Origin of the sequence: Stygiolobus azoricus (assembly GCF_009729035.1) — an archaeon.
Lineage (GTDB): Archaea > Thermoproteota > Thermoprotei_A > Sulfolobales > Sulfolobaceae > Stygiolobus > Stygiolobus azoricus.
This window is the reverse complement of record NZ_CP045483.1, coordinates 709976-736503: the sequence shown is the minus strand read 5'-3', so window position 1 is coordinate 736503 and position 26528 is coordinate 709976. Positions and strand designations below refer to the sequence as shown.

The following is a 26528-nucleotide window of genomic DNA, read 5'->3' as shown; positions in this document are numbered from 1 at the left end:
AAAGTGATAAGTGAATGTCAACAGCTGAATCCTCAGAGGACGAGATTCAACAAAAGCTCTCACTAGCATATGAGCAAATAAGAAAGTTAAAAGAGAAGAAGGAAAAGTTAATTGAAGAAGTTAAAAAACTAAAAGAAAAAAGAAGGGAAAAAGTGGAAAAAATAAGGTCTATAAGAGAACAGCTTACGCAAGTTAGGGAGGAGTTAAAGTCCAAAGTCGATGAAATAAGACAGTTAAAAGCGCAGAAGCAAAACTTAGTTCAAGTAATTAGCGAGATAAGAAAGGAGTTTGAACAGCTTAAGAATGCAGAGAAGGTAAAAGATAAGTTAGATCCGGTTCAGATAATGAAAAAAATTGAACAGCTTGAGTGGAAGTTACAAACATCTACTCTTTCACTTGAAGAAGAAAAGAGGATTATTCTTAGAATTGCAGAACTTGAAAGGAAGTTACAGACTGCTAAGAAACTAGCTTCTTTAAAGGAAAAGAACGTAGAAAGTAAAGCGGAATTGTTAGCTAAGAGAGTGGAACTATCTAATATAAGGCAAAAAATGTTAGAATTGGGTAACCAAGTTGCTGAGAAAAGAAAACTTCTGCAACAGCTGAAAGCGGAGAGAGACAAACTCAAGAAAGAATTAGAGGACATAAATAACCAGATAAAAACAATAAGTGATCAGATTGTAGCTATCAAGAGTGACATAGAAAATAAATCAAAGGAAATTCAACAACTCAAAGATGAGTTAAAGAAAATTAAGGAAAGTATAAAGAATGCTAAGAATGTGACAGAGATATATCAAAATCAGATAAAGGCAAATTCAGTGAATAAGGAGATAATTGAAAGCAAAAGGAAAGAGATCGAAGAGAAATTAAAAACTAACAAGAGGCTTTCATTTGATGAACTTTTAATACTGTACTACAACCAAAATGATGATAATGGAGAAGATTCTGGTAATATACATTGATATTGACGATGATCTAGGCAGGATTGGAATTAAGACACCAGTTATAGGAGAGTCAGAAGTATCTCAAGCAATTAGAATCGCTGAGGAGAAAATTCCCACTGACTCAGACCTAAACACTATGATAGTAGCTTACAATATATTCAAGAAAATGCGCAATGAAGGGCAAAATGTGGAGATTACATTCATTTCAGGTAGTGAAGGCAGTTCATTGGAAAGTCAGTTACAATTTTCAAAAAAACTGGATGATGTAATAAAAAAAGTAAATCCGTCTAAGGCTATAGTAGTATATGATAGTCCTGAGGACGCAAAAGCTATCCCAATAATTCAATCGAGGCTTCCCATCGCAGGTATAGAAAGAGTTTTGGTAGAGCAGTATAGGGGAGTTGAAGAGACTTATGTTCTACTTGGAAGGTATATAAAGAGAGCCTTATCAGAACCTAGATTTTCACGGATTTTTTTAGGAGTACCAGGGATTATTTTGTTTATATTAGGTCTCTTTTCCCTGCTTAATTTAACAGCTTATGCCGGTCCTATAATCATGATGGTTATAGCAACAGCACTCATAATTAGAGGTTTGGGAATAGATGATTTAATAGAAAGTTGGTGGGAAAACTCTACTATTATGGTTATAGTATCAATTATTGCATTAATTTCTCTTATCGCCGGTATAGTAAACGGTTATTTTGCTTTTATCAACTTGAAAACTTATAATGCACTAACGGAATTTCAGGTTCTATTAAGTATACTTCCCTATGTTGTTTTCGCTTCTGTAGTTCTATTCGGGGGTAAGGCTGTTAACAAAATAATAGCTAAAGATATAAAAGTGTGGCATGATATTTTTAAGATCTTTTCAACAGTCATAATATATTACATTATAGTGGTAGTGGCTAAAAACCTAGAACAGAATTCAACAGAAGTGGGTTTACAAACTATTTATTCCTTATCTATAACTACACTCGTTTTAATTTCTGTGTATATACTAATGAATATAATAGAAAAATATAAGTTCAACTCTACTTCTGCTCCTTCTTAGTTTCTGTTTTTTCTTCAGTTTTTATCCCTAATTTATCCCTAATTTCGACAGGTAGATCTTCTACTTTTATCACTTTAGCTTTCCTAGGAAGTCTCTTTACAAGTCTGTTTAAAATGAGATATGCGTCTGGTGGATTAGACTCTTCAAGTCTCGACTTAAAGACACGGATCTTTACAAAATGATCTGAACTTATTTGAACGTATTGATATTTCTGATGTTTTAGTACCATGTTTCTCACCTATTCAACACTTTCTTAAAACTCTAACTCTTCTTCCTCTACTGGTCTTATACAGTCTAATTCGGCAAGCCTGTCGAAAATTCTTTTTACAGCCTTATGTACCTCGTCTTCTCTCTTTGCTCCAGTAATTACCATTTTTCCGCTACTGAATATGAGTAAAACTACTCTAGGCTCATCCATTCTATATATTAAACCTGGGAACTGTTCAGGCTCGTACATGTTATTTTCAAGGAGAAATGCTGCCTTATCCAAATTAACTATTACATGAAGGTTAGCTGATGCAACTATATTTTGAATTTGTATCTTAGGTTTTCCGGTAAGCTGCATTCCATATTTTTTAAGCGTCTTTATAATTCTCTTTACTGCTTTGATCAATTCATCAGTACTTTTAGCTCCGGTTACTACCATTTTACCTGACTTGAAAATTAATGAAGTAACCTTGGGAGATTCAAGTCTGAAAATTAAACCTGGAAACTGATCAGGGTCATATTCAACGTTAGGAACGCTTCTCTCCATTGCGTAAAGGTCTAATGATTGTTCGAGGGTTACAGTAGCTACTATATTCTCGATATTAACTACTGCCTTATAGGGTATTTCTGATATTTAGACCACCTAAAAATAGTTTATAAAGACATTTATAAATAACTTGTTTTTAAATGATGAGGTCTTTTAAAAGACCGAGTTCAGGGAACTCCATTATACCTTGTCCTTCTATAATCCCGTAAGGTTTAGCCTTTTCTAGTACTCCGTTTTTTCTCATTAAAGGTGACATATAATTCGTGTGAATTAACGAGATGCCGTTACCAGACTGATAAGTCCCGGTTGCAGGTAGGACAATGGCTGTTGCTCCTTCATTCAATGGTACCTTTAAGAAACACTGAATTTTATGTGAAAATCCCAGCTTATCCCTTATGCTCAATCTCGGATGTTCATGACCTATTATATAAATATGACCCTGCTCTATTGATATCTCCTTATGACCGTGAAAGATGGTAATTTTATCATAAACAATTTCATCTAAAAGTTCCACATTATCAAATTTCTCTAGTAGTGAAGAAAGATAATTGTCATGATTACCCCTTATAACTTTTAATTCCACTCCTTCCTCTTTAAGCGCGGTAAGTATTTCTGTAAGTTCAGTCCTCTCTTGTTTGCTTAATTTACTAAAAGAGTGTTTAAAATCGCCGTTCACGATTAATTTGTTAGTTTTAAAGACTTTGAGAGCTCTCTTGTATATTGTTAGAAATCTTTTCTTCTGAATTCTAGGTATAAAAATTCCCTTAGAAGCCATATCCTCCTCATAACCTATATGAACGTCAGATAATACTACGGCGTTTAATGGTTTTACGTAAACTACAGGCAGGTCCTCAGCAATAAAAATGTCAGAAGCTAAACTCATCATATCCCTAACTCATGAGTGTAATACTAAATCTTAAATCTAATAAATCTCTCTTTCATAAGTGTCTCTGTTAAAACTAATTGGCTTAGGCCTGTCCAGTAAGTTTATAACTAAAAAGGCTATAGAAGAGTTATCCTCTTCTGATATAATATATTTAGACTCTTATACGTCCCTCTCGTGTGATATTAACGAAGAGTTAATCTCGAGTCTAACGGGGAATAATGTTCGTGTATTGTCAGCGAATCGCCCACTATTGGAGAATAATTTCGAGATAATTCTCAAATATCTAGATGAAGGAAAAAACATTGCCATTGCTACCATAGGTGATCCTATGATAGCAACTACCCATATTAGTCTAATAACAGAGGCTAAGAGTAGAGGTCACGAATTTCTAATTGTTCCGGGAGTTTCGGTTCACTGTTACATGATCTCGAAAAGCATGTTATCTTCTTATCGTTTCGGAAAGTCGGTAACCATAGTTTATCCTTTCGGTGATAAAATAGATATGACACCCTATTATGTCCTTAAGGAAAATCAAGAGCGTAAGCTTCATACTATTTTTTACTTAGATATAAGAGACGGTAAACCAATGAGCGCAAAAGAAGCCGTGTCATTATTACTTAAAATGGAAGAAACGGAGAAAATGAAAGTTATTTCACGAGACGATGTGATAATTGTGGGACAAAGATTGGGCTGTCAAGACGAAGAGGTTGTAGCAATGAAACTTAGTGATGTGGTTAATTATCAGTTTAAACCCCAACCACATATAATAGTTTATCCCTCTAAGTCACTGCACTTTATGGAAAGTGAGGGGTTAAAATGTCTGATGAAGAGGTAAAAAATAGGGCTGAAAAATATATCAGAGGAATGGAGGAGAGACTTAAGAAAGTTCCTCCATTCTTTATAGAAAAATATAGAAAGATTTATGATTTAGCACAACAATACACGCAGGATGCCAAATACTATCTGGAAAAGGGAGACTATATAACTGCTCTAGTAGATATAGTCTATGCAGAAGGTCTGCTAGATTCTATTGTTTTTAACGAGAATACAAACTTAGAACTACAAATACCGAAGAAAGTATTCGTAGCAGGAACGTTTGACATTATTCATCCTGGGCACATAGAACTACTTAAAGAGGCGTCTAAATATGGGTTAGTATATGTAGCTGTAGCTAGGGACAAAAATTCGGAAAAAGTAAAGGGAAGAAGACCCATAAATGACGAAAATCATAGATTGGAGGTAATAAAAAGTATAAGATATGTTTATGAAGCCTTCCTAGGTGACGAAAACGACTTCCTAAAGAGCGTGGAACGAGTGCGGCCTGACGTGTTATTCCTAGGACCAGATCAGAAAGTTGATGAAAATAAACTAATTGATGAACTTAAAAAAAGAGGTTTAGAAAGCGTTCAAATTATACGAATGCCCCAAAGGATATCAACGTATGCGCATTCCAGTACATCTTCTATAATTCAAGAGATAGTAAAAAGGTATTGTAATAAAAAAGATGATGATATAAGGGAATAGGAAACACATTCTTATTTCAAGTACTAACGTTTAACAAATAAACTCCCTTTGGAATAGCTATGTACAAAGGTGAATTATTAAATAATGCGACGTTAGTAAACTTCACATAGCCTATATAATCCCATTTATTAAGTAAACCATTTGGGTAGTAAGATGTGCCATACGCTACGTAGTAGTATACTGTTAAATTGTGTAGGTTTATATCAACCTGGAAAAGTTGTGGATAGAAGGCGTTGGGGTTAAATTCGAGTGCTGTAGAACTCCAGCCGAGATTGTAATTTATATTACCGTAATATGAATAGGCCGAACTCACAGTGCTCTCTATTAGCGTATATGGACCGAGTGAAAATGGACCACCACCCCAAGAAGCTGCAGTTTCTACTACATATATTGCATAATATATATAACCGATATTATAACTATTTTTAGTTTCACTATGAACCGGAAGATATAAGCCACCTAAATAGTAAACATCGGACCAAAACAAGGAATTGAAATAGAACTTGGGAGATGGTGCTTGGAATGTCAAATTTATCCATTGGTATTGACCGGCTTGGTCAATCTTTAAAATTGTGTCCGTGATTGCATATGAGTAATTAATCTTCTTACCTATTGGTATAAAGTTATAATTTGTATAATTTATTAATACCTTAGTCAAGTTTAAAGGTACTAAAGCAAAGGGGTCTGGTGTGTTTATACCTCTTAGATAACCCCAATCTGGGCTTGCATTCTGAGGTATTGGGAAGCTCCCATTATACGGAATTCCAGCAATACTAACCAGTTGTTGTAAAGAGTATAATTTGTTACCCGTATCAGAATATATTCCTAAAGACGTTATATTATACCAAGTGCCCTTATTTGTAATAATAATAGCCCACGGATGTCCCAATAGTATTGAGTTTATAGAAACTGGAACACTAATTTTCACACGTATTGGTTTTAGCTCATTCGGATATATTACGTAACATATGTATTGTTTTGAGGGAGAAGTTATGTAATAGCTTCCATTAATTTCTATTATAGAGAGAGGAGAGTTCTGCGAATAATAATTTAATCTAGTTATTAGATTTTGAGATGATGAACCTAGCTGTTTTTCTACAGATAGAACTAGTAATAGTGACATTATTATTATTTGCACTAGTATTACAGCACCTAATATACTTGAGATTCCTTTCTTACTTCTCATGAAGTAACTGAAAAATTAAAAATGTGCAGGGTAGGTTGAAAGTTAAAAATAACAACTATGCGTACTTCACGGATTTGTAAGAAGGTGTTAAAAACTTTACAACTTTTTGAGGACTAAAGATGTAAGAGTAGATCTGACTCCCTTAACTGATCTTATACTCTCAATTATTTGATTTAACTCATTAGTATCTTTAGCCTCGACCTTTACTATTATATCATAATCTCCAGATATCTCCATTACTTCTTTAACCCCCTGAATTACCGATAAGCGCCTAGTTACGGCAGTTGTGTAAACATTTGAGTCGCATTTTACGGATACGATAGCCTGAATGTTTTCAGGAGGTCTTGGTTTTAGTATTCTCCCGGTAACATTCTCAGCAAGTTCCAGTAGATCTACGTCACGATAGAATCTTGCACTAGGATTTGCTTTTATTTTAGCTAAAACTTGATCTAATTCACTATCAGATAGCTTGACACCTAACTTTTCGAATCTGTCTTTAAGGGCATGTTTTCCAGTATATTTGTCTATTACATAATCTCTATTTCTTCCGAAAGTTTGGGGTGACATAAATTCATATGTTGACGGGTCGTTAAGAATTCCGGCAACGTGAATTCCCGCTTTATGCACAAAAGCGTAATCACCGGTAATCGGGAAGTTCGGAGGCATCGGAATCCCGCTATATTTCTCAACAAGACTGGCTACCTCAGGTAGTTTTTCTAGTTTAACGACTTCTACACCGAAATGATATTTCAATGCTGCAGCTACTACTTGAAGAGGAACAATTCCTACCCTCTCTCCTAGTCCGTTTACGGTTGCATGAATAATAGTAGCCCCTCCTTCTACCGCAGCCAAAGCGTTTGCTACAGCCATTCCCAGATCATTATGTGCATGTATATCAAACTCTACGTCAGGGAATCTAGAAGTTATATCCTTAAATAGCTCTCTAGTTTTCGGAGGGTACAAAACTCCTACAGTATCTGCAATACTTATACGATCAGCACCTGCGTCTTTAGCGGTCTTTATTACTTCGAGAAGGTATTGGTAATCTGCTCGTGTAGCGTCTTCGGCAGTAAATCTGACTTTAACTCCGTGGCTTTTAGCATAACTCACGGTCTCTGAAATTATATTCAGTGCTTCTTCCTTGGTAACATGGTGCTTTGCCTTTAAATGAATATCGCTTATACCATAGAAAATTGCAATTCTATCTACTTCTAATTCAGCTGCCACCTCAATATCCCTTTTGACCGCCCTGCTGTGCCCTAGTATTTCTGAAGTAATTATACCTTCCTTCTTCATTTTGACAATTCTTTTTATACCCTCGTAAATGTCAGCAGACACCGCAGGGTGCCCTGCTTCTATCATTGTAACGCCTATATCAGACAATGCTTTAGCTATTTCAACTCTCTGTTCTACGGTAAAAACTACACCTGGTGTTTGTTCTCCTTCTCTAAGTGTTGAATCAAGGATTCCTACTTTCATTTCTAATGTCTATGACAGTAATGTGGTTATAAATAAAATGGTAAAGAGTGGTTTTAAAACCGTACTATTTAAGAGAGTTTATTACGAGTTGTGAAATGTTCTCAAATCCAATTCTCTTTGAATATTTTTCCAAAACTTTTGAGAGTAATTCATAAAATTCTCTATTTTGCCTTATAACATCAAGGTGATTAGTATACACAAAAATTATAGATGAAGTCAGATTTTCACTGTGCATATAATCTTGTTCGATCTCCTCTAGTATTGATATAACTGTTTGTAGATCTATTTTATTCTTATATTGTCTAATTAATTTAAATTCCTCCTCATCCATTATTGACATATTTTACACCGGAAGGACTAAACTTCCTATACTTATATTCCCTGTTATAATATCTAAAAGCTTGTCTAAGTTTTTGAAATTAACAACCAGTACTTTTATTTTTGATCTTTCTATAATTTTAATCGCTAATGGGTCTAAAAGCTCATAAGTTCCCGCATTAACTGACTGCGTTAACTCTAAGATTTTTTTCAGCTCAATAGTGCTAAGCCGAGATAATAATCTAGCTTCGGAGAACTTTCTAGGGTCTTTATCGTAAACTCCGTCCACGTTAGTGGCTAGAACTAAAAGATCACTATTGGTAGCCTCACTAACCAGAGACGCTACGGTCGCAGTAGATTGTCCAGGCTGAAAACCTCCGGTAACTACAACCTTACCGTAACCCCATTTTTCAATAAACTCCTCCAGACTTTCGGGAACCTTGGAATATGCAAGGTCTCCCAGATAGAAAGCTACCAAATAAGCATTAAGGCGTGACGCCCAAATACCTAGAAGATCTAAGTGAGCTTCTTTGATACCAGCTTTTCTTCCCAAGTTTATGTATTTTCTCGCTGTACCTCCTCCTCCTGTCACAATAGCTACTCTATGTCCAGAATTTAGTAGAGAGAGTACGGATTTTTTTATAATTTCCAAATTAGTCGGATTTTCATCATCAAAAAATTTCCCGCTTATCTTCAATGTCACTATCATTTGATGAATAAATCATTTGAGGTAAAATTAAAGCTCAACTGTATGATCGTACAAAAGAATAAGTAAAAACAAGCTTTAGCTTAAGCATATAAAAATCGCGTTAAACTGGATAATCATCCGGAAGTTTATGTCTGAAGTACTTTCCAGTCTCGGGGTCTTTGAATAACCCTATCTTTACACCTTTCCTTCCTTTGGGAGCTAATACCCATGTTTTCTCTGGTGCAAGCTCCATCTCTTTACCTCCTGGAGTTTTTACTTTTACCTTTTTATCAGCCATATCAATCACTACTATACTATTTTAGACAACTTTAAAAACCTTTTTACAACTCATGTAAAGGATAATACCAATAGTAAGCTAAAGACAACTTGAAGGACTTCCTCAAATTATATTGCATCACTAGTTCCCCCATCAATTTGTATTACGGACCCCGTTATATATGAAGAGAACTCCGAAAGAAGGTAAGTTATTAATGATCCCAATTCTTTTTCTACGTCCCCAGTTCTCTTTAACGGCGAGCGAGAGATTACCTCTTTCTGCCAGAGCTCATCAAAACTTATTCCCAATTTTTCAGCTAATCTCCTTAAGCTTCTCTTAGCTCCCTCAGTCTCAAAACTTCCCATAAGGATCACGTTAGCCGTTACGTTAAATTGACCGTAATCTTTAGAGATTATTTTAACCAATTGTATTAATGGAGAGCGGGAAACATCAGCTAACACGAATATACTCTGAGGTTGTTTCACAGTCCATGAGGATAAATATATCAATCTACCATTTCTCTTCCTTACCATATGCGGTAGTAGTAATTTAGTTAACTTTATAGCACTAAGAAGATAAAGATTTACAGAATACAACCAATCCTCCATGGTAGTTTCAGCGAAAGTAGAGGGCTCTGAAGGAGGATTCCCCGTGTTGTAAATTAGGGCATCAATATCATTCCCTAACTTCTCTAACGCAAAACTAACTAGGTCATCCAAACTATCGGGCTTACTGAGATCAGACGGGAAACCGTATACCTCAGGGTTATACTTTTTTAAACTTTCAACGGCTTTATTCAATTTTTCTTTGTTTCTAGAGGTCAAAACCAGTCTACAACCTTCTCTAGCTAACTTCTTTGCTATCCCGAAACCAATACCTTCACTGGAAGCTGTAATAAGTACTTTTTTACCGTTTATATTCACGTTCACGTTTATCCTATTTTATCCTTTATAAAGGATTGTATATAACGTGTTCACCTTACCTGAAGTGGTTACTAAATCTATGCTTAGTATAACCATGCCTTTATTCTCAAGTTCGTTTATTTTTGCCTTTAGCTCCTCTGGTTCTTTCACCGTTAAAAACAAGTCATAAACTCCTTGGTAAATGTTTACACCTCCTTCAACCGGTTTTTCTGAGTAGACGGTAATCCTATAAGTTCTGTTAGTAGGTTTTAGGGTGAATATTGTAGAAAGCTCCTTACCCTGAACCTTTCCGTAAGGTTTAAAATAGTATCCTGCTACGTCCTTAACTTCTCCCTCAACTATCAAAGGATACTCTTCTAAAATTCTATACTCAGATAGCTCTGAAAAAGGTACGTATAACTTAGTGTTAGCGAGAGAACTCTCCAAGGATATTCCATCTTTAGCATACCAGCTAGATATAGGCACATTTCTCGATAGCCGGTTATAGAAAACTAATGTCTTATAGCTCTTCTTTACTTCTAAGACTGCATCATACTCGAGGTCGTAAATCAGTTCAACCTCTGCATCTTCAAAAGCAGGAGTAAAGCCCTTCTCAGCTATCCTCTTTCCTACATCTCTCTTAATCTCGTTCTTAATACTCTCGTAATAGGTCAAGTCATTACTTACTATGAAATCCTCTTCCAACCTCTTCAAATAAGTAGGTAAGTTAACACCTAGAACGAAAGTCTTATAACCTTTCTCCTTGAGGATTTGTAATGCGTCTCTCTCGAATTTATCCTTAATCTCTTCTATTTTGTCTCCACAAATGTAACAGCTTCTTTTTTGGAAGCCCTCATTATAATAGAGGGAAAATAGGGGCGAAGCAAGCTCTCCAATATTGAAGAACACTTCCTTTATCTGTGTAAGGTCTTGAATCTCATGATCTTTAATCATCTTATCGATCTCCATCAAAAGTGCCAACTTCATTGCCTTACCTCTCTCATTGTTGCTATGTCCATAACTCAATCTGGCAAAGCATCTGCCTAAACAACTGTTACAAAGAGGATATTTAGAAAGAAGAGTAAAAGCCTTATTTAATATCTCTCCCTTCAAAAAGCTTTGCAAGACCTTTCTTCCTCCTCATCATTTTTAATAAGTTGTTTGTCATTTCATATTGTTTAAGGAGCTCCTTTACCTCCTCGGGCGTAGTTCCAGACCCCTTCGCGATCCTCTTTATTCTAGACTTGTCTATTATGTCAGGGTTATCGAGTTCTTTATATGTCATTGAATTCATGATATTCATGAATTTTCTTATCTTCTCCTCTCCTAACTTAAGTTGTTCTTCTGGTATTTGTGATAAAATATTGTAACCAGGGATCATCTGGAGAATCTTATTGAGCGGGCCCATCTTTCTCATCGCATTCAACTGCTTATAAACATCCCTTAAAGTGAGTTTAGTCTTACCCGTTAACACTTCCTCCATTTTCTTCTCTATTTCCTCATATTCCTCTATTCCTTTTATCTTCTCTATTATAGACTCAATATCACCCATTCCTAATATGCGTGAGACAAACCTTCTAGGATTAAAAACTTCGAGCTCATCGAGCTTTTCGCCAGTGCCTATGAACTTAATAGTAGCCCCTGTAGCGGCTACAGCAGAGAGTGCTCCTCCTCCTTTAGCAGTACCGTCCATTTTAGTGATTATGATAGAGCCTATAGGACTCGCGGTGTGGAACTTAGAAGCTAGATCGTAAGCCTTTTGTCCGATAGAAGCATCTATCACCAAGATTACTTCGTCCGGTTTTATACTCTGGTAAATGTTCTTCATTTCCTCCAACAGTTTGACCTCTTCCCCATAACCATGTCTTCCTGCAGTGTCTACTATGACGACGTCGTATTTTTCCTTGAGGAACTTTTCTACACCGTTCTTAGCTATTTGTATAGCGTCCTTATTCCCAGGCTCACCATATATAGGTACACCTATTTGGTTTCCTATTTGTAGAAGTTGTTCATAAGCAGCAGGCCTATATATATCTGCGGCAACTAATCCTACTTTATACCCTTTTTTCCTATAGAATAATGCTAATTTTCCTGAAGTAGTGGTTTTACCGCTTCCTTGTACGCCTACAAGCATTATCACGTAAGGAAGTTTCTTAGGCATTACATTAGGTTCTTTATCTCCCCCGAACAAGTTAGTTAGCTCTTGGTAAACTATTGAGATAAACCACTCTCTTCTCTCAATAGCAGATGGTGGCTTTTCATTTGCTAGTCTATTCTTAATTTTTGTAGTTAATTCATTAACCAGTTTAATATTTACATCCGCTTTTATGAGAGAAATCTGGAGGTCTTTTATGAAATCATTAACAGCCTTATTATAATCAGAAGAACCTAAAAATTTCTTTACTGCATCTTTTAAATTATCAAGCAAGGTTACTTAACCCTTACAATCTTTTTTCTACCCATTACGTCCCAATACTCTATCTCTGCACCCGGCCTTATTTTATCCGCAAGTTCAGGTTCTTTAGGCCTCTCAATATCAAAAGTATCGTAAGTTTCTAAGTCCATTATTTGAACAGTATCACCTTTATCTGCGAGTATTTGACCTACGTGCTTCTCTATAATCGGAACTTCAACCTGCTGATCAACGGGAGCCATTATAGTCCTCTTTTGACCGGTGAAAATACCTATTGCCACGACGTTCGCCTTAGCACTACCGTGCTTACCGGTCTTTGCCTTAGTGATGTCTACAACTCTACAAGGTTCTCCATCTATAACTACGTAACTTCCAACCTTTAAATCGCCAACCGTGGTGTACTGAATGCTCACGATTACTCCCAATTATCCTAAATTCACATTAGGTTTTAAACTCTTTTGTCATTGTCACAAAGTTTAGAAGATTTAAGCTCCGAGCTTTGGCCCTTCATCATATTTCAGCCAGTCTAACCTCTTCACAGCAACTTATTTTTACTATCGATCATATATAAGGGTATGCCGTGGAAAGTAAGGTGCAGAAACTGTAAGACAGAATGGGTAATAAACATCAGCTTCGACATAAGCAAACAACCGGCAATCTACCAATATTGCAAAGTATGTAGAAGAAACACTTTTAATGACATCTTGGAATACATTGAATAAGGGATGAAGAGCCCAATAAAGTTGACCGGTGATATAACCTGTCTCGGCTGACTTTTAACTTACGAAATCCCCGCTTTTGATCTTTTCTGGAATATATTGGAATGCTAAGAATTTTAATCCCTTACTAGCCATAGCCTCGATCTCTAACTTAGATTTCTTATCCAAGAAGATCTCTATCTCGTGTTGCCACCCTTTCGTCTTAAACCAATCGTAGTTCTTTATTTCAAGAGCCCTCTTTACGTCCGCTTCCTTAGCCTTGATGATATAATTCCTCCTCTCCTGCTCTGAAAGGTAGGGCTTCTTATTCTTGTCTCCGAAAATATCCGTCATCGAGACTCCCAAAAACTTGGCATTAGGGGTAGCTAACCTCTCGCTTTCATAGGATAATTGGATCGAACCTATCCTGAATACACTATAGATATACCATCCGTAGGGGTCTGCATCAGTTAAAATATAAACGGGGAGTTTGAGTTCCTCATTTAACCTCCTCACGAACCTCCTAGTCGCTCTATCAGGCTGACCGGCACTAGTTATCAAAATAGCCTTATACTGTCTCCAAAAACCAGCTCTGTGAAGTTGTTGAAATACAGCGTCCTTCTCCACGACTAAAACGAACTCAGCGTTCACGTTCACGAAGTCAATTAAATCAGGAGTAGGTTCTATCGCATATGCACCGTGACCCATCTTACTCAAGTCTATGATATCGTTACCACTTCTAATTTGCATATCTCCTACCACCTTTCCCTTCTCTTTGCTTAGAATTAACATGTCCTCCCTCAGGAGATTGGTGAAGACTTCTATATCTACGATCACACTGTCAGACTCTTTTTGTTCATCCCAAGTGTTTTCTTCATACGTCTTGTTAGGTCCTTTAAGTATTATAGAGTGCTTACCTCTGTAGTACAGATCACGTATTGTTGGATACTCGTCGTTCACTAACGCATCATATATAATACTCGCCATTAGAGTAGTTTGCATAAATCGCTTTGCCTCATTAAGGTCTAGGAAGTTTCTCCTTAACTTTTCCTTTCCTAAGATCAACAAACCTCTTTTCTCGTCGTATATAGTGTTAGACAAAGTCCTCTTGGGGATTTCCATTACAGGTGGTTCTCCCTTATTAACTTGTTCTATTACTTTAAGAAAAGTATCTCGTAAAATTTGAGAAGCCTTCTTCCTAGCCTCACGGTCTACCTTTGAAGTAAGTTCTGTCATAACTCCTCAACCTTATAGTTTTTAATTTCCTCTACTAATTGTTTATCTTCAATTTCAAGTTTCTTTAGCACGAGATTGAGCAACTGTTCTTTAATCGAATTCTGAACCTCCGGGACTTTTTCCTTCTCTCCTGCAGCAAATATCGCCAGGCTTCTGCTCACTTCAGGAATATATTTAAGGTATGTAATGAGCTTCTTTTTAGCCTCTTCCTCTTTTTTCTTTTCACTAATATAAGCCTTTAACTGTCTCGCTACGTCCATTAACGCAAGCTTAATCTCCTTTTCAATTTCCTCTACGTCGGCAATACTTTCCTTACCAGCACTCTTATAGGGGACTTTAGTACTACACAAGTGAACCATGACAACTAAAGGCGGTTGTTCTTCCTCTATACCGTACCTTTTCCAGTCCATCTCCTCGCTTACTACCTTCCAGATCACGTCAGACTTCTCGTCATATATTAAAGGGATCTTATTCGCATACCTTAACACTACGGGTTCAGGCGATGGTGGTATTGATCCACCGTAAGCAATTCCGGCCTCAACAATAAACGGATGCCCTTGATATGCTTTCGGTTTCCTAGTTATAGCAGCTGCAAACTCAGGGTTAAAGATCTTCTTAAGGCTTAATTCAATTATATCAGAACCTATTACTGAAAGCGCTTCTGCTGAAGGCGGTCTGAAGTCCTCGAACTTCTTCATCACTTCTACTAGCCTGGAGATCTCTTCGTCAGTGAGGTTAGTGACCTTCTTGTTCTTGTTTATATTTGCTAATTCTAGAATCTTATCGGCTGTTATATCACCGATGCTCTGGAACTCATTAATCAGGAAATCCCTAACCTCCAATGGCTTATTCAGCTTAGCTATAAGGTATTTAATCAACTCTATATCTACACCGTAGGGATGTGGTTTCACTTCTTCTGGTGGTTTAGGTAATTTCTCGGTTAGCCTTTGATAATACATTACATTACCGTCAGGGTCTCTAAACGTGATCTCCGCGTAAGGTGCTACAACATAAGTTTTCTTAATATATTCATATACTCTCGACTTAGCCCTCTGCCAATCTGCAACCAAGTATAACGTCACAGAGGTTCCGTGCCACCCCTTATCATTGGAAACTGAATATTTTTCAAGTACTACTGGTTCGTTTTTAGTTACGTCTATCTTCAGTTTAAAGTAGTAAATTCTTTTTGAATTTATAGGAGAAGTATAAACCTCAACCGGTTTGTCCTGATACATCTGGCTGTAGAGTACAGCAGCCTTGACACCTAGCCCGTACATTCCTCTGGTCTGTCTTAAAACGTACTTCGAACTGTAAAGTACTCTGCCGAAAGCGTTAGGTACAACATGAGGAGGTATACCTATACCATTATCCTCAACGTTAACCTTGTAGACTTGTTTCTCTGGATTTATTAAGTCTATCAAAATTTTGATTGAAGGCAAAATACCATGGACGTCAGTTGCATCTAACGCATTTTCTACCAACTCTCTTATAGTTTGATATAAGGCACGGGCTGGGTTGCTGAATCCAGCTAACTCTGGATTTCTTTTAAAGAACTCTGCAGGTGAAATACTTGTATATTTCTCGGAAGACATGAACACCACGCGGATATAAACTGTATTTTTAATTATAGTATGATTACATTAATAAGGATGCTGACAAGATAGGAAGAATTACAGTAGCGTCTCCGTATATAACAACGTTTTCACTAACCGGCTTAATCTTATTCCAAGATATTGCTTCCCTGGGTTTAGCTCCGCTAAGACTTCCATCATATTCCTGAGCTGTAGTTACGTAAATAGCGTAATCGAGACCGTCTTTAAACTGGTTCCACCAAATGGTATGATGCTTACTTATCCCTCCACCAACTATTAATGCTCCTGACTTCCTGCACGAGAAAACAAGGTCTTTAATCATCTTCATATCTTCAAACAAGTTAATCCTCAAGCCGTTAAATTGGGAAAATATAAAGAGATTAGTTCCGAAGGACCCGTCAACTACACCAGGTACTATAATCGGTACTTTCTTTTCATAAGCTGCTCTCAATATAGAGTTCCTATCATCTATTCTCTTACCAAACTCCCATAATAATTCATAAACAGGCCACTCTTTCTTTATCCTTACTAGTTCGTCAATGTTTTTCCTGACTACTTCTTCGATTACCTTACCGTAACTTTCGAACGGAACTAACACGTTCCCAAGCCTATGTATTTCCAACTCCCGTAACATTGTGTCATCGTATTCAAACAATCCCTTGTAGTATTTGCCGCCGTTACCTCTGGCTATATCGTGATCAATAGTCCCTCCAGTAGTTATTACAACGTTAAAATACCCTTTCCTAATTAAATCAGCAAAGAGCCCTCTTAATCCAGTTGAGACCAAATTGGCGGTAAAGGAGAGAAAACGGAGATCCGCGTCTTTCATCATGTCTTTTAAGATCTTAGACCCCCTTACTATGGCTTCCGCCGAAAAACCGTATATTTTATCCAATACTGGTAAAATTTTTTCTACTCCTCTAAGATCCTCTAATGTTATATCTTCTATAGGTTCTTTAAGTAAATCTTCTCTTTTCATCCCTTGGTCACACCTACTGGTCTTAATCTAGCAACTAACTTAGCTATCTTAACCTCATGTGCAACTTTTGCCACTCTATCTACATCCTTATAAGCACCTGGAGCCTCCTCAGCAACTACTCTCTTCGTAGCTGCCCTTATTACAATTCCCTTTTGCTCTAAGTTTTGTACTACGTTATTAACCGGGTAGCTTCTTACAGCCGCTTCTCTTGACATCCAACGCCCAGCACCATGAGGAGCCGTAAACCACGTCCTTCTTCCCTCAGGTATACCAGCCATGACATAACTGGCCGTACCCATGCTTCCGGGGATTAGGACAATCTGACCGGTACTTCTGTGGTCAGGGGGAATCTCAGGACTCCCCGGAGGAAAAGCCCTAGTAGCTCCTTTTCTGTGAACTAATACTTTCTTCCTTTTTCCTTCAATATCGTATTCCTCAATTTTAGCTATGTTATGTGCTACGTCGTAAATTATGTTTAAGTCCAATTTCTCCGGATCTACTTTGAAAACCTTCCCGAAGCTCTCCCTAACCCAGTGGGCTATCATTTGTCTGTTAGTCCACGCAAAGTTCGCCGCTGAGACCATAGCATGGAAATAGTCCTGAGCTTCTCTAGTGTTGAAAGGTATCGCTGCAAGTTCTCTATCTGGGACTTCAATGTTATACTTCTTCATAGCCCTCTCCATAACCTGCAAGTAGTCACTTGCTACTTGATGTCCTAATCCTCTAGATCCCGTATGAACCATCACTGTTACTTGTCCTTCGTGGGTAATTCCTATCGCTTTCGCTACTTCTGGGTCATATATCTTGTCTACTACTTGTATCTCTAAGAAGTGGTTTCCAGCCCCCAAAGTACCTAACTGAGTGTGGCCCCTCTGCTTAGCAATAGGGCTTACCTTCGACGGATCAGCTAAATCCCAACTACCGTGTTGCTCTATGTGTTCCATATCTCTATCCCAACCGTAACCATTATCTACAGCCCACCTAACGCCTTCAGCCAATACGTTGTCTAACTGTTGTAAAGTTAACTTAACTTTTCCTTCACTTCCGACTCCGCTAGGCACATTTCTGTAAATTTCCTCGACTAGATCCTTGAGCTTGTCCTTTACGTCTTTGTAGTCTAAGTTTGTCCTTAATAATCTGACTCCGCAATTAATATCGTAACCTATTCCGCCCGGTGAAACAACGCCTCCTTCGTCTATAGCTGTAGCAGCGATTCCACCTATCGGGAATCCATAACCCTGATGTCCGTCCGGTAATACATAAACTGATTCTTGTACTCCGGGTAAACATGCAACGTTTATCGCTTGTTTCAACGTTAAGTCTTGTTTCATTTTCTCAATTAATACATCGTCAGCAAACACTGTTACAGGTACTTTCATACACTCTTGGATTCCCTTTTCAATCCTCCACTCGTAAGTGTTAACCCTCTTGGGTTGAATGTCCGGCATTCCGATATGAAAATTATTTTAAACTCTAATAAAGCTGATTTAAATTGTGAAGAGTATAGCGGACACTGAAATAAACATGATGAGGGCTGAGTAACGGATTCATATAACTTTCTTTGCAGCTTGTCTCTTCTTTTCGTTAATTTCCTCGTACTTTTTTCTTAACTCTTTAAAAATCCCTGAAATCTCGTCCAGATCAACATTATAAACCGCTTCCTTTAGAAACGTATAGGCACAAGCCTTGCTGTGAAAATAGTAATCCTCTCCTTTCATTGTTAATTTAATCCCTTGACCTTCGGGGAACTTTCTCCCGCATACAATACACTCTAATTTTGCTTTCATACAACAAACGGAGAATTTAAATTTTTAAAAATAGCGGTGTATTGTGCATTAAAATAACGGTGATTATTAGTGCATAAATTACACTGTAAACTGCAGTCACTCATTAAGGAAAAAGGGTGGGACGACCTCACTACCGTTCAGAAGGAGACCTTTACCCCAATTATCGAGGGTAAAAACGTACTTGTTGTAGCCCCTACTGGTTACGGTAAGACCGAGGCCGCTTTGTTACCTATATTTAACATAATGCTACGTAACGAGACCAAGCCCGTAGCCGTACTGTACATAACACCGCTAAAAGCCCTCATAAACGATATAACTTTGAGAATCGAATGGTGGACTTCAAAACTCGGTTTCTCGGTAAGCAGAAAACACGGTGAAGTACCCCAAAAGGAAAAAAGCCTGAGGCTGAAGAAAGTACCCCACATACTCGTCACAACCCCTGAAGGATTGGAAATCGATTTAGATTGGGCGAGCAAATTCAGAGAAAATTACAGAAATATAAAGTGGATAATAATTGATGAAGTTCATGAGTTAGTAAACTCGAAAAGAGGAGCACAATTATCTGTATTACTTGAAAGATTAAAGGACTTTACAAATTACGATTTCCAGAGAATAGGCCTTTCCGCTACAATAGGTAACGAACAGAAGGTAGCCAATCTAATTTTTGGTTCTTCAAATAGAGAAAGTAAAATAGTAAAAGTCGAAGGAGCGAGAGACTTTGAAGTAAAAATACTAAAAGTAAAACAAAAAGAAGGAGAAGACCTTTGGGGCTCTACCGCGAAACTGGTAAACCAACTGGTAGAAAGACCTACATTACTTTTCACTAATTCAAGATTTAGTACAGAGAGATTGTATGAAGAACTAGAAAGGAGTAAACTGAAAAATATCTTTATCCATCACTCCTCAATATCTAAAGAAGAGAAAATAAGGGTAGAGAACAATCTCAGGGAAGGAAAGGCTGACGTTGTTATTTGTACAAGAACACTAGAACTTGGAATACATGTAGGAGATATTAAGAAAGTAATAATGTATAGACCACCTCCCACAGTTTCTTCATTTCTCCAGAGGCTCGGAAGAAGTGGGCACACTATAAACAGAGTCTCTAAAGGTGAAATCGTATGCCTATACGATTACGATATCTTAGAAGCAATATCCTTATATGAGCTCGCTAAAGCGGGGATAGTAGAACCTCCAAAATCAATGCCTTACATGGACGTCGTGGCAAGGGAAATAATAGGGATAACCCTTCAATACGGCGAAATAAATGTCGAAAAACTCTATAACCTAATAACAAAATCCTCCTATTATAAAGGACTTAAATTCGATAAGTTCTTATCGCTAGTAAAGTACATGATACAAAACGGATTGTTAAAGAAGGAGAACTATAAGGTGAAAATCGGCAAAACTTTCTTCAAGATCTGGAGGTTTGATAAAGACAACAAAATAACGTGGATGAAGGACTTTTCCGAATTCTTCTCCTTTATAAGTACTGACGAAACCTTCAACTTACGTTACGAAAACAAAACAATCGGCGAAATAGACGCAGTATACGTCTACAAACACCTGAGAAATAACGACATTATTAGGATAAGTGGAAAACTGTGGAGGATTGTAAATATAGACATCAATAAAATGCAAGTTAACGTAGCCCCTGCTACAAGCGGTAACGGAGAAATCCCGATATGGAAAGGAGAAAACATATCAAAGTCCAGCCTAATAACAAAGCAAATCGAGAAAGTCTTACACAATATTGACGACTACCTATACGGTGATGATAGCCTTATAGATGAAGAGTCGAAGAACGCTTTGAATAAATTAGTAGAATTCTATCGTATTCATCAACTGCCTCTGCCCAATACAAGGACGATCTACATAGAAAACGAAAACGATGAGATTGTCTATGCAACCCTTATTAACGAGAAGATAGCAAATACACTATCTCACGCCCTATTGTATTTAGCCACTAAAAAGTACTCACTTAATGTCTCTGCAAGGTCTTCAATTTACGGCTTTTCAATAAAGGGAGTAGACAAGGATCTGTTACAAGATCTCATAAACCTAGACGAAAAGCAGCTAAAATCCCTGCTTATAAAATCTGTAAAAAGATCACCTCTCTTCTTTGCCACACTCAAGGAAATACAATACAGTTTCGGTAAGATAAATAAAGTAAGCAGCGAAGATAAGATAATATTAGAAGAAGCCCTAAAACAGACCGTTAACAAATACTTCAGTATTAAGGGAACTATGAAATACGTAAAGATGATCAAGGAAGGAAAAATAAGGATCATAAACATCAACGGTCTCTCCCCGTTAGGTAAAGCTGTACTGAGCCACTCTCCTATAAAACCATGGATCTCCGATCTCTCAATCCGTATTTACCAAGCCCTCAAAGGCGGAGCCTACACTGTAGAGGAACTGTCAGATATGTTAGGAATATCAAAGAAGACATTAGAATTAAGGCTGAAGAAGATGAGGAAGCCCAGTTCTAAGTACAGGACTTGCAACTTCATAGACGTGGACACCCACGAGACTAGGTGGGTGTTAATGGAGGACTTAAAGGAGATAGCCGAATCCGATGATTACTATAATTCCTTCAACCCCATTAACCTCGACGAGTCCTATGTAATGGTAATGAGGGCATACCAGTCAGAAGGAGCTACTGAATCAGTATTCAGGGTAAAGGATCTTGTCAAAAACCCAGAAGAGTTCCTAAAAAGGATACCGTACGACGAAATATTAGAGCTGAAATTAAAAGACCCGAACGATTCTCTAGTAGCTTCGATATCTCCTAAGTACTATTTTGTTAAAAAGAGCATAGCCAGATTTTTAGTTTTGAACGCCATAAGTTATATTCAGAACCTAAAGTTCGGATGATGAAGCCCTTCGATAAAGAACGGTGATTCTGGCCCGTGTTACTGATAAAGCACGTAAGTTTCAAAGCACAGATTTATTTTTTCAAACGTAATCAACTATCCGATCCTAGATGAGTGAGAAAAAGTCAAACGAAATTGTAGTTGGAAGGACAAAAAGTGTAGAAGACTATGTGTTAGATATAATAAGCCTCTTTAATCAAGGTTCCCAAGAAGTGGAAATAAAAGGGAACGGCTTTGAGATAAACAAAGTAGTTGACATATACAACCAACTCGTGGATAGACTTAAAGAGGGGGTAAAACTCGAGAAAGTAGATATAGGAAGCGAGGTAAAAGACAAGAGAAGGGTATCATACCTTCTCCTCAAGCTCAGAAGAGTTTATTAAGGGTCTTACAGCACTGCTGACCTCAGCGAACAAGTCCCTAACAAACACGTCAAGCTTCAACGACCCCTTAGAGATCTTGTCTATTGTGTCCAACAACAACCTAGTTCTGTTTTCGCTTACGAAGCCCGAAAAGTTATTACTTAACACCTCATAAGCCTTCATACCTCTTTTAGAAGCTAACAGAAAATACCTCTTTTTAGTCTCCACAACATAACCGTGTCTAACTAGAGAAGATACGGTCTTTGCGTAAGTACTCGGTCTACCTATGTTCTTCTCCTTCATGATCTTTATCACATCTGCATATCCCAACAGAGTTACCGATGAACCCTTCTTGATCTCACTCGCTACTTTACTCTCGTCTAGCACAAAGACCCTTAAAGGATAAATTTGAGAGAAACCACCTTCGAGCTTTATCGGTACCTCTACCAATTCCTCAACCCCTTCCTTCAACACTATTTTGAACTTTGCATAAGTTACCCTAGCACTTTTCATTTGACTCGCAATAAACCTCCTGAAGATCAGGTCATAAACCTTAAAGTGAGCCCAAGTAAACTTTATGTAATACTTAAACGGGTTTTCCTCAATATCCCTCTGCAAATCGTTTAAATCCATGGGGTTTGTAGGTCTGATACCCTCATGTGTACCACTATCTCCCCAACTCCTTCCTTGAAATTCACTTTCCAATTTCACCTTACTTAAGTACTCCTTAGCAATCCCGATACCTAAAGGTGAGATGTGACTACTATCCGTCCTGTGGTAAGTGATCAAACCGCTTTCGAACAATTCCTGAGCGATCCTCATAGTGACCGGGGCACTTAACCCAAGCCTATTATAAGCGTCTATGAGGAGGGAATCAGTAGTGTATGGCGGTAAAGGCGTTACCTCTTCCACTCGCTCCCCAAGTTTGTAGACTTTAACGTTTAAACTCTTAACGAATTCATCAGCTTCATCTTTACTCTTGAATATTCTCTTGACACTATAGTTACCGATCTTTACGTACACCACCCAACCCATGTTTCTCTTATACTCCTCAGTCCTCTGGACGATCCACCCTAAGACTGGTCCCTGAACCCTACCGCTCCCGTTGTTCTGATCTCCGATTACAGACTTTAATACACTGCTCAACTCAAACCCTATCCATCTGTCCTCAATCCTCCTTGCTATTTGTGAATCAACGGCGTTATAATCAAATCCCGACTTATTCCTTATTGCTTCCAGAATGGCACTTTTAGTTATCTCATGGTACGATACCCTATACACATTCTTGTTGTACGGACTGATCAAGGCGTATAAGTCAAAGGCTATCTTCTCCCCTTCTTGATCGGGGTCTGTAGCAATATAAACTTCATCCACGTCAGAACTCAATAGCCTAATCGCGTTAATGATCCTTTCTGAAGAGTACAGTAAGGATGAACCGCAATACGGGCACTTATCTGTCCTCTTTGTGACAGTCTTCTGGCAATTGTAACATTTGTATATAGGAGAATAGTTTACCCTTATCTCGTCTTCCAGTTCAACCCCATGGTATCCTATACTCTCCGTAGTCAAATCAGTTACGTGTCCTTTAGACGCTACAACATTGGCTACTATTACATTATTACCGTCTATAATAATAGTCTCGTAAACGGGAACCCCATAAACCTCCCTCCTTACACCTCTGCTGAAAATTCTGGAGATAGTCTTTGCTTTAGTTGGGGACTCAACTACAATTAACGCGGTCTTTATGTTAAGACTCCTAGACTTTCCCTCCCTACTCTCTCTTATCTCCTTCTCTAAGTCATCTAAATGCAGTTCCTCAAAACTCTTAAACGCAACTTCGCCCGAGTAACTCCTTACTCTCTTTATCAACAGCTCAAAGAGATCCCTATCATCCACCATTACCACGCTTAGACCTAAGGTAAAGCCGTTATTTAGGATCCTACTCGCCCTCCCCGAACCTTGAATGTATGTAATCGCATCTGGAATCAAGATGAAATATTTCCTACCCTCCCTCCTGACTATGAAGTTATCTAACTTCAATACATGCAACTTCCTCGCCTTGAGCGAATCCATTACCTCCTCCTTCAACTTCGTCAAGTAGACGCGTAATTCCTCCAATTTACCGTTCAGGCTCTCGGAGTTCCTTAGGGCAAACTTTAAGGCTTGTACTTCGGACTGTGATAACGTTAACAACTTCCTCCTGAGTAAACTCACATCCAGAGACAGCCCTTCTGCTACCCTCAGGGTAGTGAACGGATTATTCAAAGATTCCTCTAGGGGTAACTTAGTCTTGGGAACCCCGTAAAAGATCACGTATTTCAACCTCTTAGGCTCGTCCAGACCCCTTACTGCAACACCGTAATAACTCGCCGACCCTACTAAGTAGTCTACCTCTCCCGAGGAGAATTTGTCCATGAATTTCCTTCCCGATATAGCTTGAATAGCCTTGAACCCTTTCCCGTTAAGCTCTTCAACGATCTCCTTAACCTTACTCCTACCGTAGTCCTTAGAGACCAAGATCAAAGCCCCTTTATCGTTTATCTTTTTCAACAGTCCTACCATATCTAACGAGTTATAGTAGGAGTCTACGATATTCCTACTGTATATCTGGACAGTAGAAGGCTCGAACCCAGCTAAAGTCCTTAACGCTAATTGCTTAGCCCCTTTCGGTCTCAAAGTCGCACTTGACACTATGAACTGCGACGTGGGTCTCCAGGAGTAAACCTCAACCTCAAGTTCCCTGACTTTTGTCATGAGTTCCTCATCCTCTTTCGCCGAGACGATCTTTTTCAGCTTTACCAGTTGCACTGCCTTGTCAAATACTTCAGGAGGTATTTGGAGAATAGTAGCAACCCTCTCGGTAGTCTTCCCGCTCTTCAATATCATATCAGCGTCATCAACGATGACTACCTTAGGCTTTATCTCAGCGTAGGTCTTAGTGTTCCTATTAATCGAGTAAAAGGTAGTTACGTTAATCTTTCCTTCCTCTGCGTTACCGCAGGAGACTTCTGGAGTGATAGCCTTTAACCTCTGGCAAATCTGATCCTTAAGGGAGTTTGTAGGCACTATGAATAGTATGGTTTCCCCTCTATAAACTGAGTAAACCATTAAAGTTGTGGTCTTTCCTATCCCAGTAGGGGCTGAAAGAGAAAAACTCTCCCCCCTTACTAATTTTCTCAACCAATACTTCTGCAAAGGCCAAGGATCTTTTCCTACTACTTTCCTGAACAGTTCAGATAACTCTTCTAACATTTCCAAGTTGTAATATAGTTCCGCATAGCTCTTCAACATGCCGTTCTTAACTAGCAAGTCATAGATCGTCTTAACGTCTAATTCCCCCAAATATCCGGGTAAACAAGACTCACAAGGTAAGCCCTTTAACAGTCTGTCAACTTCAATAGGGCCATTGCAATTAGGACAACCGAATAAGTACCTAATCTTGACCATGCTAAATGTTGCTTTTGTAGAGTATGATTTTATAAAACGTAGAAGTAGGTGATATCGTGGCGTCTAGCTTAAATACTAAGTTTATCCACTTCACTCTCTTAGATAACTTTATTACCTTAGTAAGTATCTGATAATGCGATTCGGGTGATATATGTGAGCACCGCCGCAACTCCAAGTAATGTAGTATTAGTAGGTAAAAAACCTGTAATGAACTATGTATTAGCAGCTCTAACCCTACTAAACCAAGGTGTAAGTGAAATAATAATAAAGGCAAGAGGCAGAGCAATCAGCAAAGCTGTAGACACGGTAGAAATAGTCAGGAATAGATTCTTACCAGACAAAATAGAGGTTAAGGAAATAAGGATTGGCAGTCAGACCGTAACAAGCCAAGACGGTAGGCAGTCCAGAGTTTCAACAATAGAAATAGCTATTAGGAAGAAGGCATAAAGGTAATAAAGCGTTTTTATCCCGCGCTTTTCTTAGACATAATTTTAATTATTACGGTGTAAATAATATTCTTAGAACACTATGAGTTCCTCACAACCATCTTATAAAGTAGAATTTGAAGGCAAAGCAAAAATAGGAGAGATCATGGGAGGCTTTGTACCAATACAGCTAAAACCCGAAGACTTGTCCAGCCCACTCTCATTCCAAATGGCGTTAAGCAGAATATACGAGGAATTAATGAGATCTTTAAACCAGGGACCAACGAAAAAATATGTGGCGGAAGTGAAATTTACAGACTCTTTAGGAAATCCCGTGGTAGTAGGAGTCGATTTCGGTCAAAATATTCCCCCCCTTAGTAACAAAGAAGTTAAAGTCAAGATCACTATCGAATTCTACGACGAAGAGTAGCCCTCCTCCTCAAGTACTTAAAAGACACGTCTAACATATACTCTTCCCACGGGATAACCCTATACCTTAACTCACCGGTTTTTACAAGGATCCCAGTCTTGTAAAAATAACGAATAACGTTAAGTGCTACCTTCTTTGAAAAATAAGGAGAAAGGTAATCAATAGCCTCGCCTAAGTTAAACTCATTAACACCGAACTTCCTCTCGAGTAAATAATAAATTACGACTTCCCTTTTCTTCAGCCATCTCATCTTGATCACTCAACAGCCTAGTTACTCATC

The 26528-nt window shown here is 38.1% G+C and carries 27 protein-coding genes; 8 read left to right on the top strand and 19 right to left on the bottom strand.

Going from position 1 to position 26528, the window contains the following annotated elements; all coding sequences use genetic code 11:
- The first annotated feature begins 14 nt into the window (after nt 1–14).
- The gene (locus D1868_RS04330; protein WP_156005911.1) at nt 15–959 is read left to right on the top strand and encodes a coiled-coil protein; all 945 of its coding nucleotides are present in this window, start codon (nt 15–17) and stop codon (nt 957–959) included.
- The gene (locus D1868_RS04325; RefSeq protein WP_156005909.1) at nt 931–1992 is read left to right on the top strand and encodes a DUF373 family protein; all 1062 of its coding nucleotides are present in this window, start codon (nt 931–933) and stop codon (nt 1990–1992) included. The genes D1868_RS04330 and D1868_RS04325 overlap by 29 nt, the downstream gene beginning before the upstream one ends.
- Here D1868_RS04325 and D1868_RS04320 read toward each other — a convergent pair.
- From D1868_RS04320 to D1868_RS04310, 3 genes are read right to left on the bottom strand one after another with little or no spacing between them, the layout of a single operon-like run.
- Entirely contained in the window at nt 1973–2221 is a 249-nt protein-coding gene (locus D1868_RS04320; protein ID WP_156005907.1) for a DUF5622 domain-containing protein, read from the bottom strand. The two genes, D1868_RS04325 and D1868_RS04320, sit on opposite strands and share 20 nt — an antisense overlap.
- Nucleotides 2222–2245: 24 nt before the next feature.
- Nucleotides 2246–2824 (bottom strand): TATA-box-binding protein, encoded by a 579-nt coding sequence (locus D1868_RS04315; protein WP_156005905.1) that lies wholly within the window; start codon nt 2822–2824, stop codon nt 2246–2248.
- Nucleotides 2825–2882: 58 nt separating this feature from the next.
- Complete coding sequence (locus D1868_RS04310) at nt 2883–3632, bottom strand: metallophosphoesterase (protein WP_156005903.1); 750 nt, start codon at nt 3630–3632, stop codon at nt 2883–2885.
- 58 nt (nt 3633–3690) lie between these two features.
- Between D1868_RS04310 and dph5 the strand changes: the two genes are divergently transcribed.
- Together dph5 and D1868_RS04300 are read left to right on the top strand one after the other, a co-directional pair.
- Nucleotides 3691–4467: a diphthine synthase gene (gene dph5, locus D1868_RS04305; RefSeq protein ID WP_156005901.1), complete on the top strand. Its 777-nt coding sequence runs from the start codon at nt 3691–3693 to the stop codon at nt 4465–4467.
- Nucleotides 4449–5156 (top strand): DUF357 domain-containing protein, encoded by a 708-nt coding sequence (locus D1868_RS04300; RefSeq protein WP_156005899.1) that lies wholly within the window; start codon nt 4449–4451, stop codon nt 5154–5156. Before dph5 ends, D1868_RS04300 begins: the two co-directional genes overlap by 19 nt.
- Before the next feature lie 16 nt (nt 5157–5172).
- Here D1868_RS04300 and D1868_RS04295 read toward each other — a convergent pair whose 3' ends face one another.
- The 14 genes from D1868_RS04295 to D1868_RS04230 all read right to left on the bottom strand — a co-directional run bounded on the left by D1868_RS04295 (nt 5173) and on the right by D1868_RS04230 (nt 18711).
- A complete protein-coding gene (locus D1868_RS04295; protein WP_156005897.1) occupies nt 5173–6342 on the bottom strand; it encodes an archaellin/type IV pilin N-terminal domain-containing protein in 1170 nt (389 codons plus the stop codon).
- Nucleotides 6343–6438: 96 nt separating this feature from the next.
- The gene (gene lysS / locus D1868_RS04290; RefSeq protein WP_156005895.1) at nt 6439–7821 is read right to left on the bottom strand and encodes a homocitrate synthase; all 1383 of its coding nucleotides are present in this window, start codon (nt 7819–7821) and stop codon (nt 6439–6441) included.
- Nucleotides 7822–7885: 64 nt separating this feature from the next.
- Nucleotides 7886–8161 carry a hypothetical protein gene (locus D1868_RS04285; RefSeq protein ID WP_156005893.1) on the bottom strand — a complete coding sequence of 92 codons (276 nt, stop codon included), beginning with the start codon at nt 8159–8161 and terminating at the stop codon, nt 7886–7888.
- Between the two features lie 3 nt (nt 8162–8164).
- Nucleotides 8165–8848 (bottom strand): UMP kinase, encoded by a 684-nt coding sequence (gene pyrH / locus D1868_RS04280; RefSeq protein ID WP_156005891.1) that lies wholly within the window; start codon nt 8846–8848, stop codon nt 8165–8167.
- Between the two features lie 100 nt (nt 8849–8948).
- Nucleotides 8949–9125, bottom strand: a complete 177-nt coding sequence (locus tag D1868_RS04275) for a chromatin protein Cren7 (protein WP_156005889.1) — start codon at nt 9123–9125, stop codon at nt 8949–8951.
- A 107-nt stretch (nt 9126–9232) separates the two neighbouring features.
- Nucleotides 9233–10033, bottom strand: a complete 801-nt coding sequence (locus D1868_RS04270) for an SDR family oxidoreductase (protein ID WP_156005887.1) — start codon at nt 10031–10033, stop codon at nt 9233–9235.
- Between the two features lie 12 nt (nt 10034–10045).
- Nucleotides 10046–11119, bottom strand: coding sequence for a pseudouridylate synthase (locus D1868_RS04265; protein ID WP_231112490.1), 1074 nt, complete (start codon nt 11117–11119; stop codon nt 10046–10048).
- Nucleotides 11097–12434 (bottom strand): signal recognition particle protein Srp54, encoded by a 1338-nt coding sequence (locus tag D1868_RS04260; RefSeq protein WP_156005883.1) that lies wholly within the window; start codon nt 12432–12434, stop codon nt 11097–11099. The genes D1868_RS04265 and D1868_RS04260 overlap by 23 nt, the downstream gene beginning before the upstream one ends.
- Nucleotides 12435–12436: 2 nt before the next feature.
- Nucleotides 12437–12832 (bottom strand): translation initiation factor IF-5A, encoded by a 396-nt coding sequence (locus D1868_RS04255; RefSeq protein WP_156005881.1) that lies wholly within the window; start codon nt 12830–12832, stop codon nt 12437–12439.
- Between the two features lie 363 nt (nt 12833–13195).
- Complete coding sequence (locus tag D1868_RS04250) at nt 13196–14353, bottom strand: DNA topoisomerase IV subunit A (protein WP_156005879.1); 1158 nt, start codon at nt 14351–14353, stop codon at nt 13196–13198.
- Nucleotides 14350–15945, bottom strand: a complete 1596-nt coding sequence (locus D1868_RS04245) for a DNA topoisomerase VI subunit B (RefSeq protein WP_156005877.1) — start codon at nt 15943–15945, stop codon at nt 14350–14352. Before D1868_RS04245 ends, D1868_RS04250 begins: the two co-directional genes overlap by 4 nt.
- Before the next feature lie 43 nt (nt 15946–15988).
- Nucleotides 15989–16924 (bottom strand): deoxyhypusine synthase, encoded by a 936-nt coding sequence (locus D1868_RS04240; protein WP_156005875.1) that lies wholly within the window; start codon nt 16922–16924, stop codon nt 15989–15991.
- The gene (locus D1868_RS04235) at nt 16921–18372 is read right to left on the bottom strand and encodes an RtcB family protein (protein ID WP_156005873.1); all 1452 of its coding nucleotides are present in this window, start codon (nt 18370–18372) and stop codon (nt 16921–16923) included. The genes D1868_RS04240 and D1868_RS04235 overlap by 4 nt, the downstream gene beginning before the upstream one ends.
- A gap of 99 nt (nt 18373–18471) precedes the next feature.
- Nucleotides 18472–18711 carry a hypothetical protein gene (locus D1868_RS04230; protein WP_156005871.1) on the bottom strand — a complete coding sequence of 80 codons (240 nt, stop codon included), beginning with the start codon at nt 18709–18711 and terminating at the stop codon, nt 18472–18474.
- A gap of 69 nt (nt 18712–18780) precedes the next feature.
- On the opposite strand from D1868_RS04230, the gene D1868_RS04225 reads away from it, so the two are divergent.
- Nucleotides 18781–21585: a DEAD/DEAH box helicase gene (locus D1868_RS04225; protein ID WP_156005869.1), complete on the top strand. Its 2805-nt coding sequence runs from the start codon at nt 18781–18783 to the stop codon at nt 21583–21585.
- Nucleotides 21586–21694: 109 nt separating this feature from the next.
- Nucleotides 21695–21967: an AlbA family DNA/RNA-binding protein gene (locus tag D1868_RS04220; RefSeq protein WP_156005867.1), complete on the top strand. Its 273-nt coding sequence runs from the start codon at nt 21695–21697 to the stop codon at nt 21965–21967.
- Here the strand turns inward: D1868_RS04220 and rgy are convergent.
- Nucleotides 21932–25393 (bottom strand): reverse gyrase, encoded by a 3462-nt coding sequence (gene rgy, locus D1868_RS04215; protein WP_156005865.1) that lies wholly within the window; start codon nt 25391–25393, stop codon nt 21932–21934. The two genes, D1868_RS04220 and rgy, sit on opposite strands and share 36 nt — an antisense overlap.
- A 153-nt stretch (nt 25394–25546) precedes the next feature.
- Here rgy and albA point away from each other — a divergent pair, with 153 nt between their 5' ends.
- A complete protein-coding gene (albA, locus tag D1868_RS04210) occupies nt 25547–25840 on the top strand; it encodes a DNA-binding protein Alba (protein ID WP_156005863.1) in 294 nt (97 codons plus the stop codon).
- Between the two features lie 81 nt (nt 25841–25921).
- Nucleotides 25922–26248, top strand: coding sequence for a hypothetical protein (locus D1868_RS04205; RefSeq protein ID WP_156005860.1), 327 nt, complete (start codon nt 25922–25924; stop codon nt 26246–26248).
- Here the strand turns inward: D1868_RS04205 and D1868_RS04200 are convergent.
- On the bottom strand, nt 26223–26498 hold the full coding sequence (locus D1868_RS04200; RefSeq protein ID WP_156005858.1) for a hypothetical protein: 276 nt from the start codon (nt 26496–26498) through the stop codon (nt 26223–26225). The two genes, D1868_RS04205 and D1868_RS04200, sit on opposite strands and share 26 nt — an antisense overlap.
- Nucleotides 26499–26528: the final 30 nt, after the last annotated feature.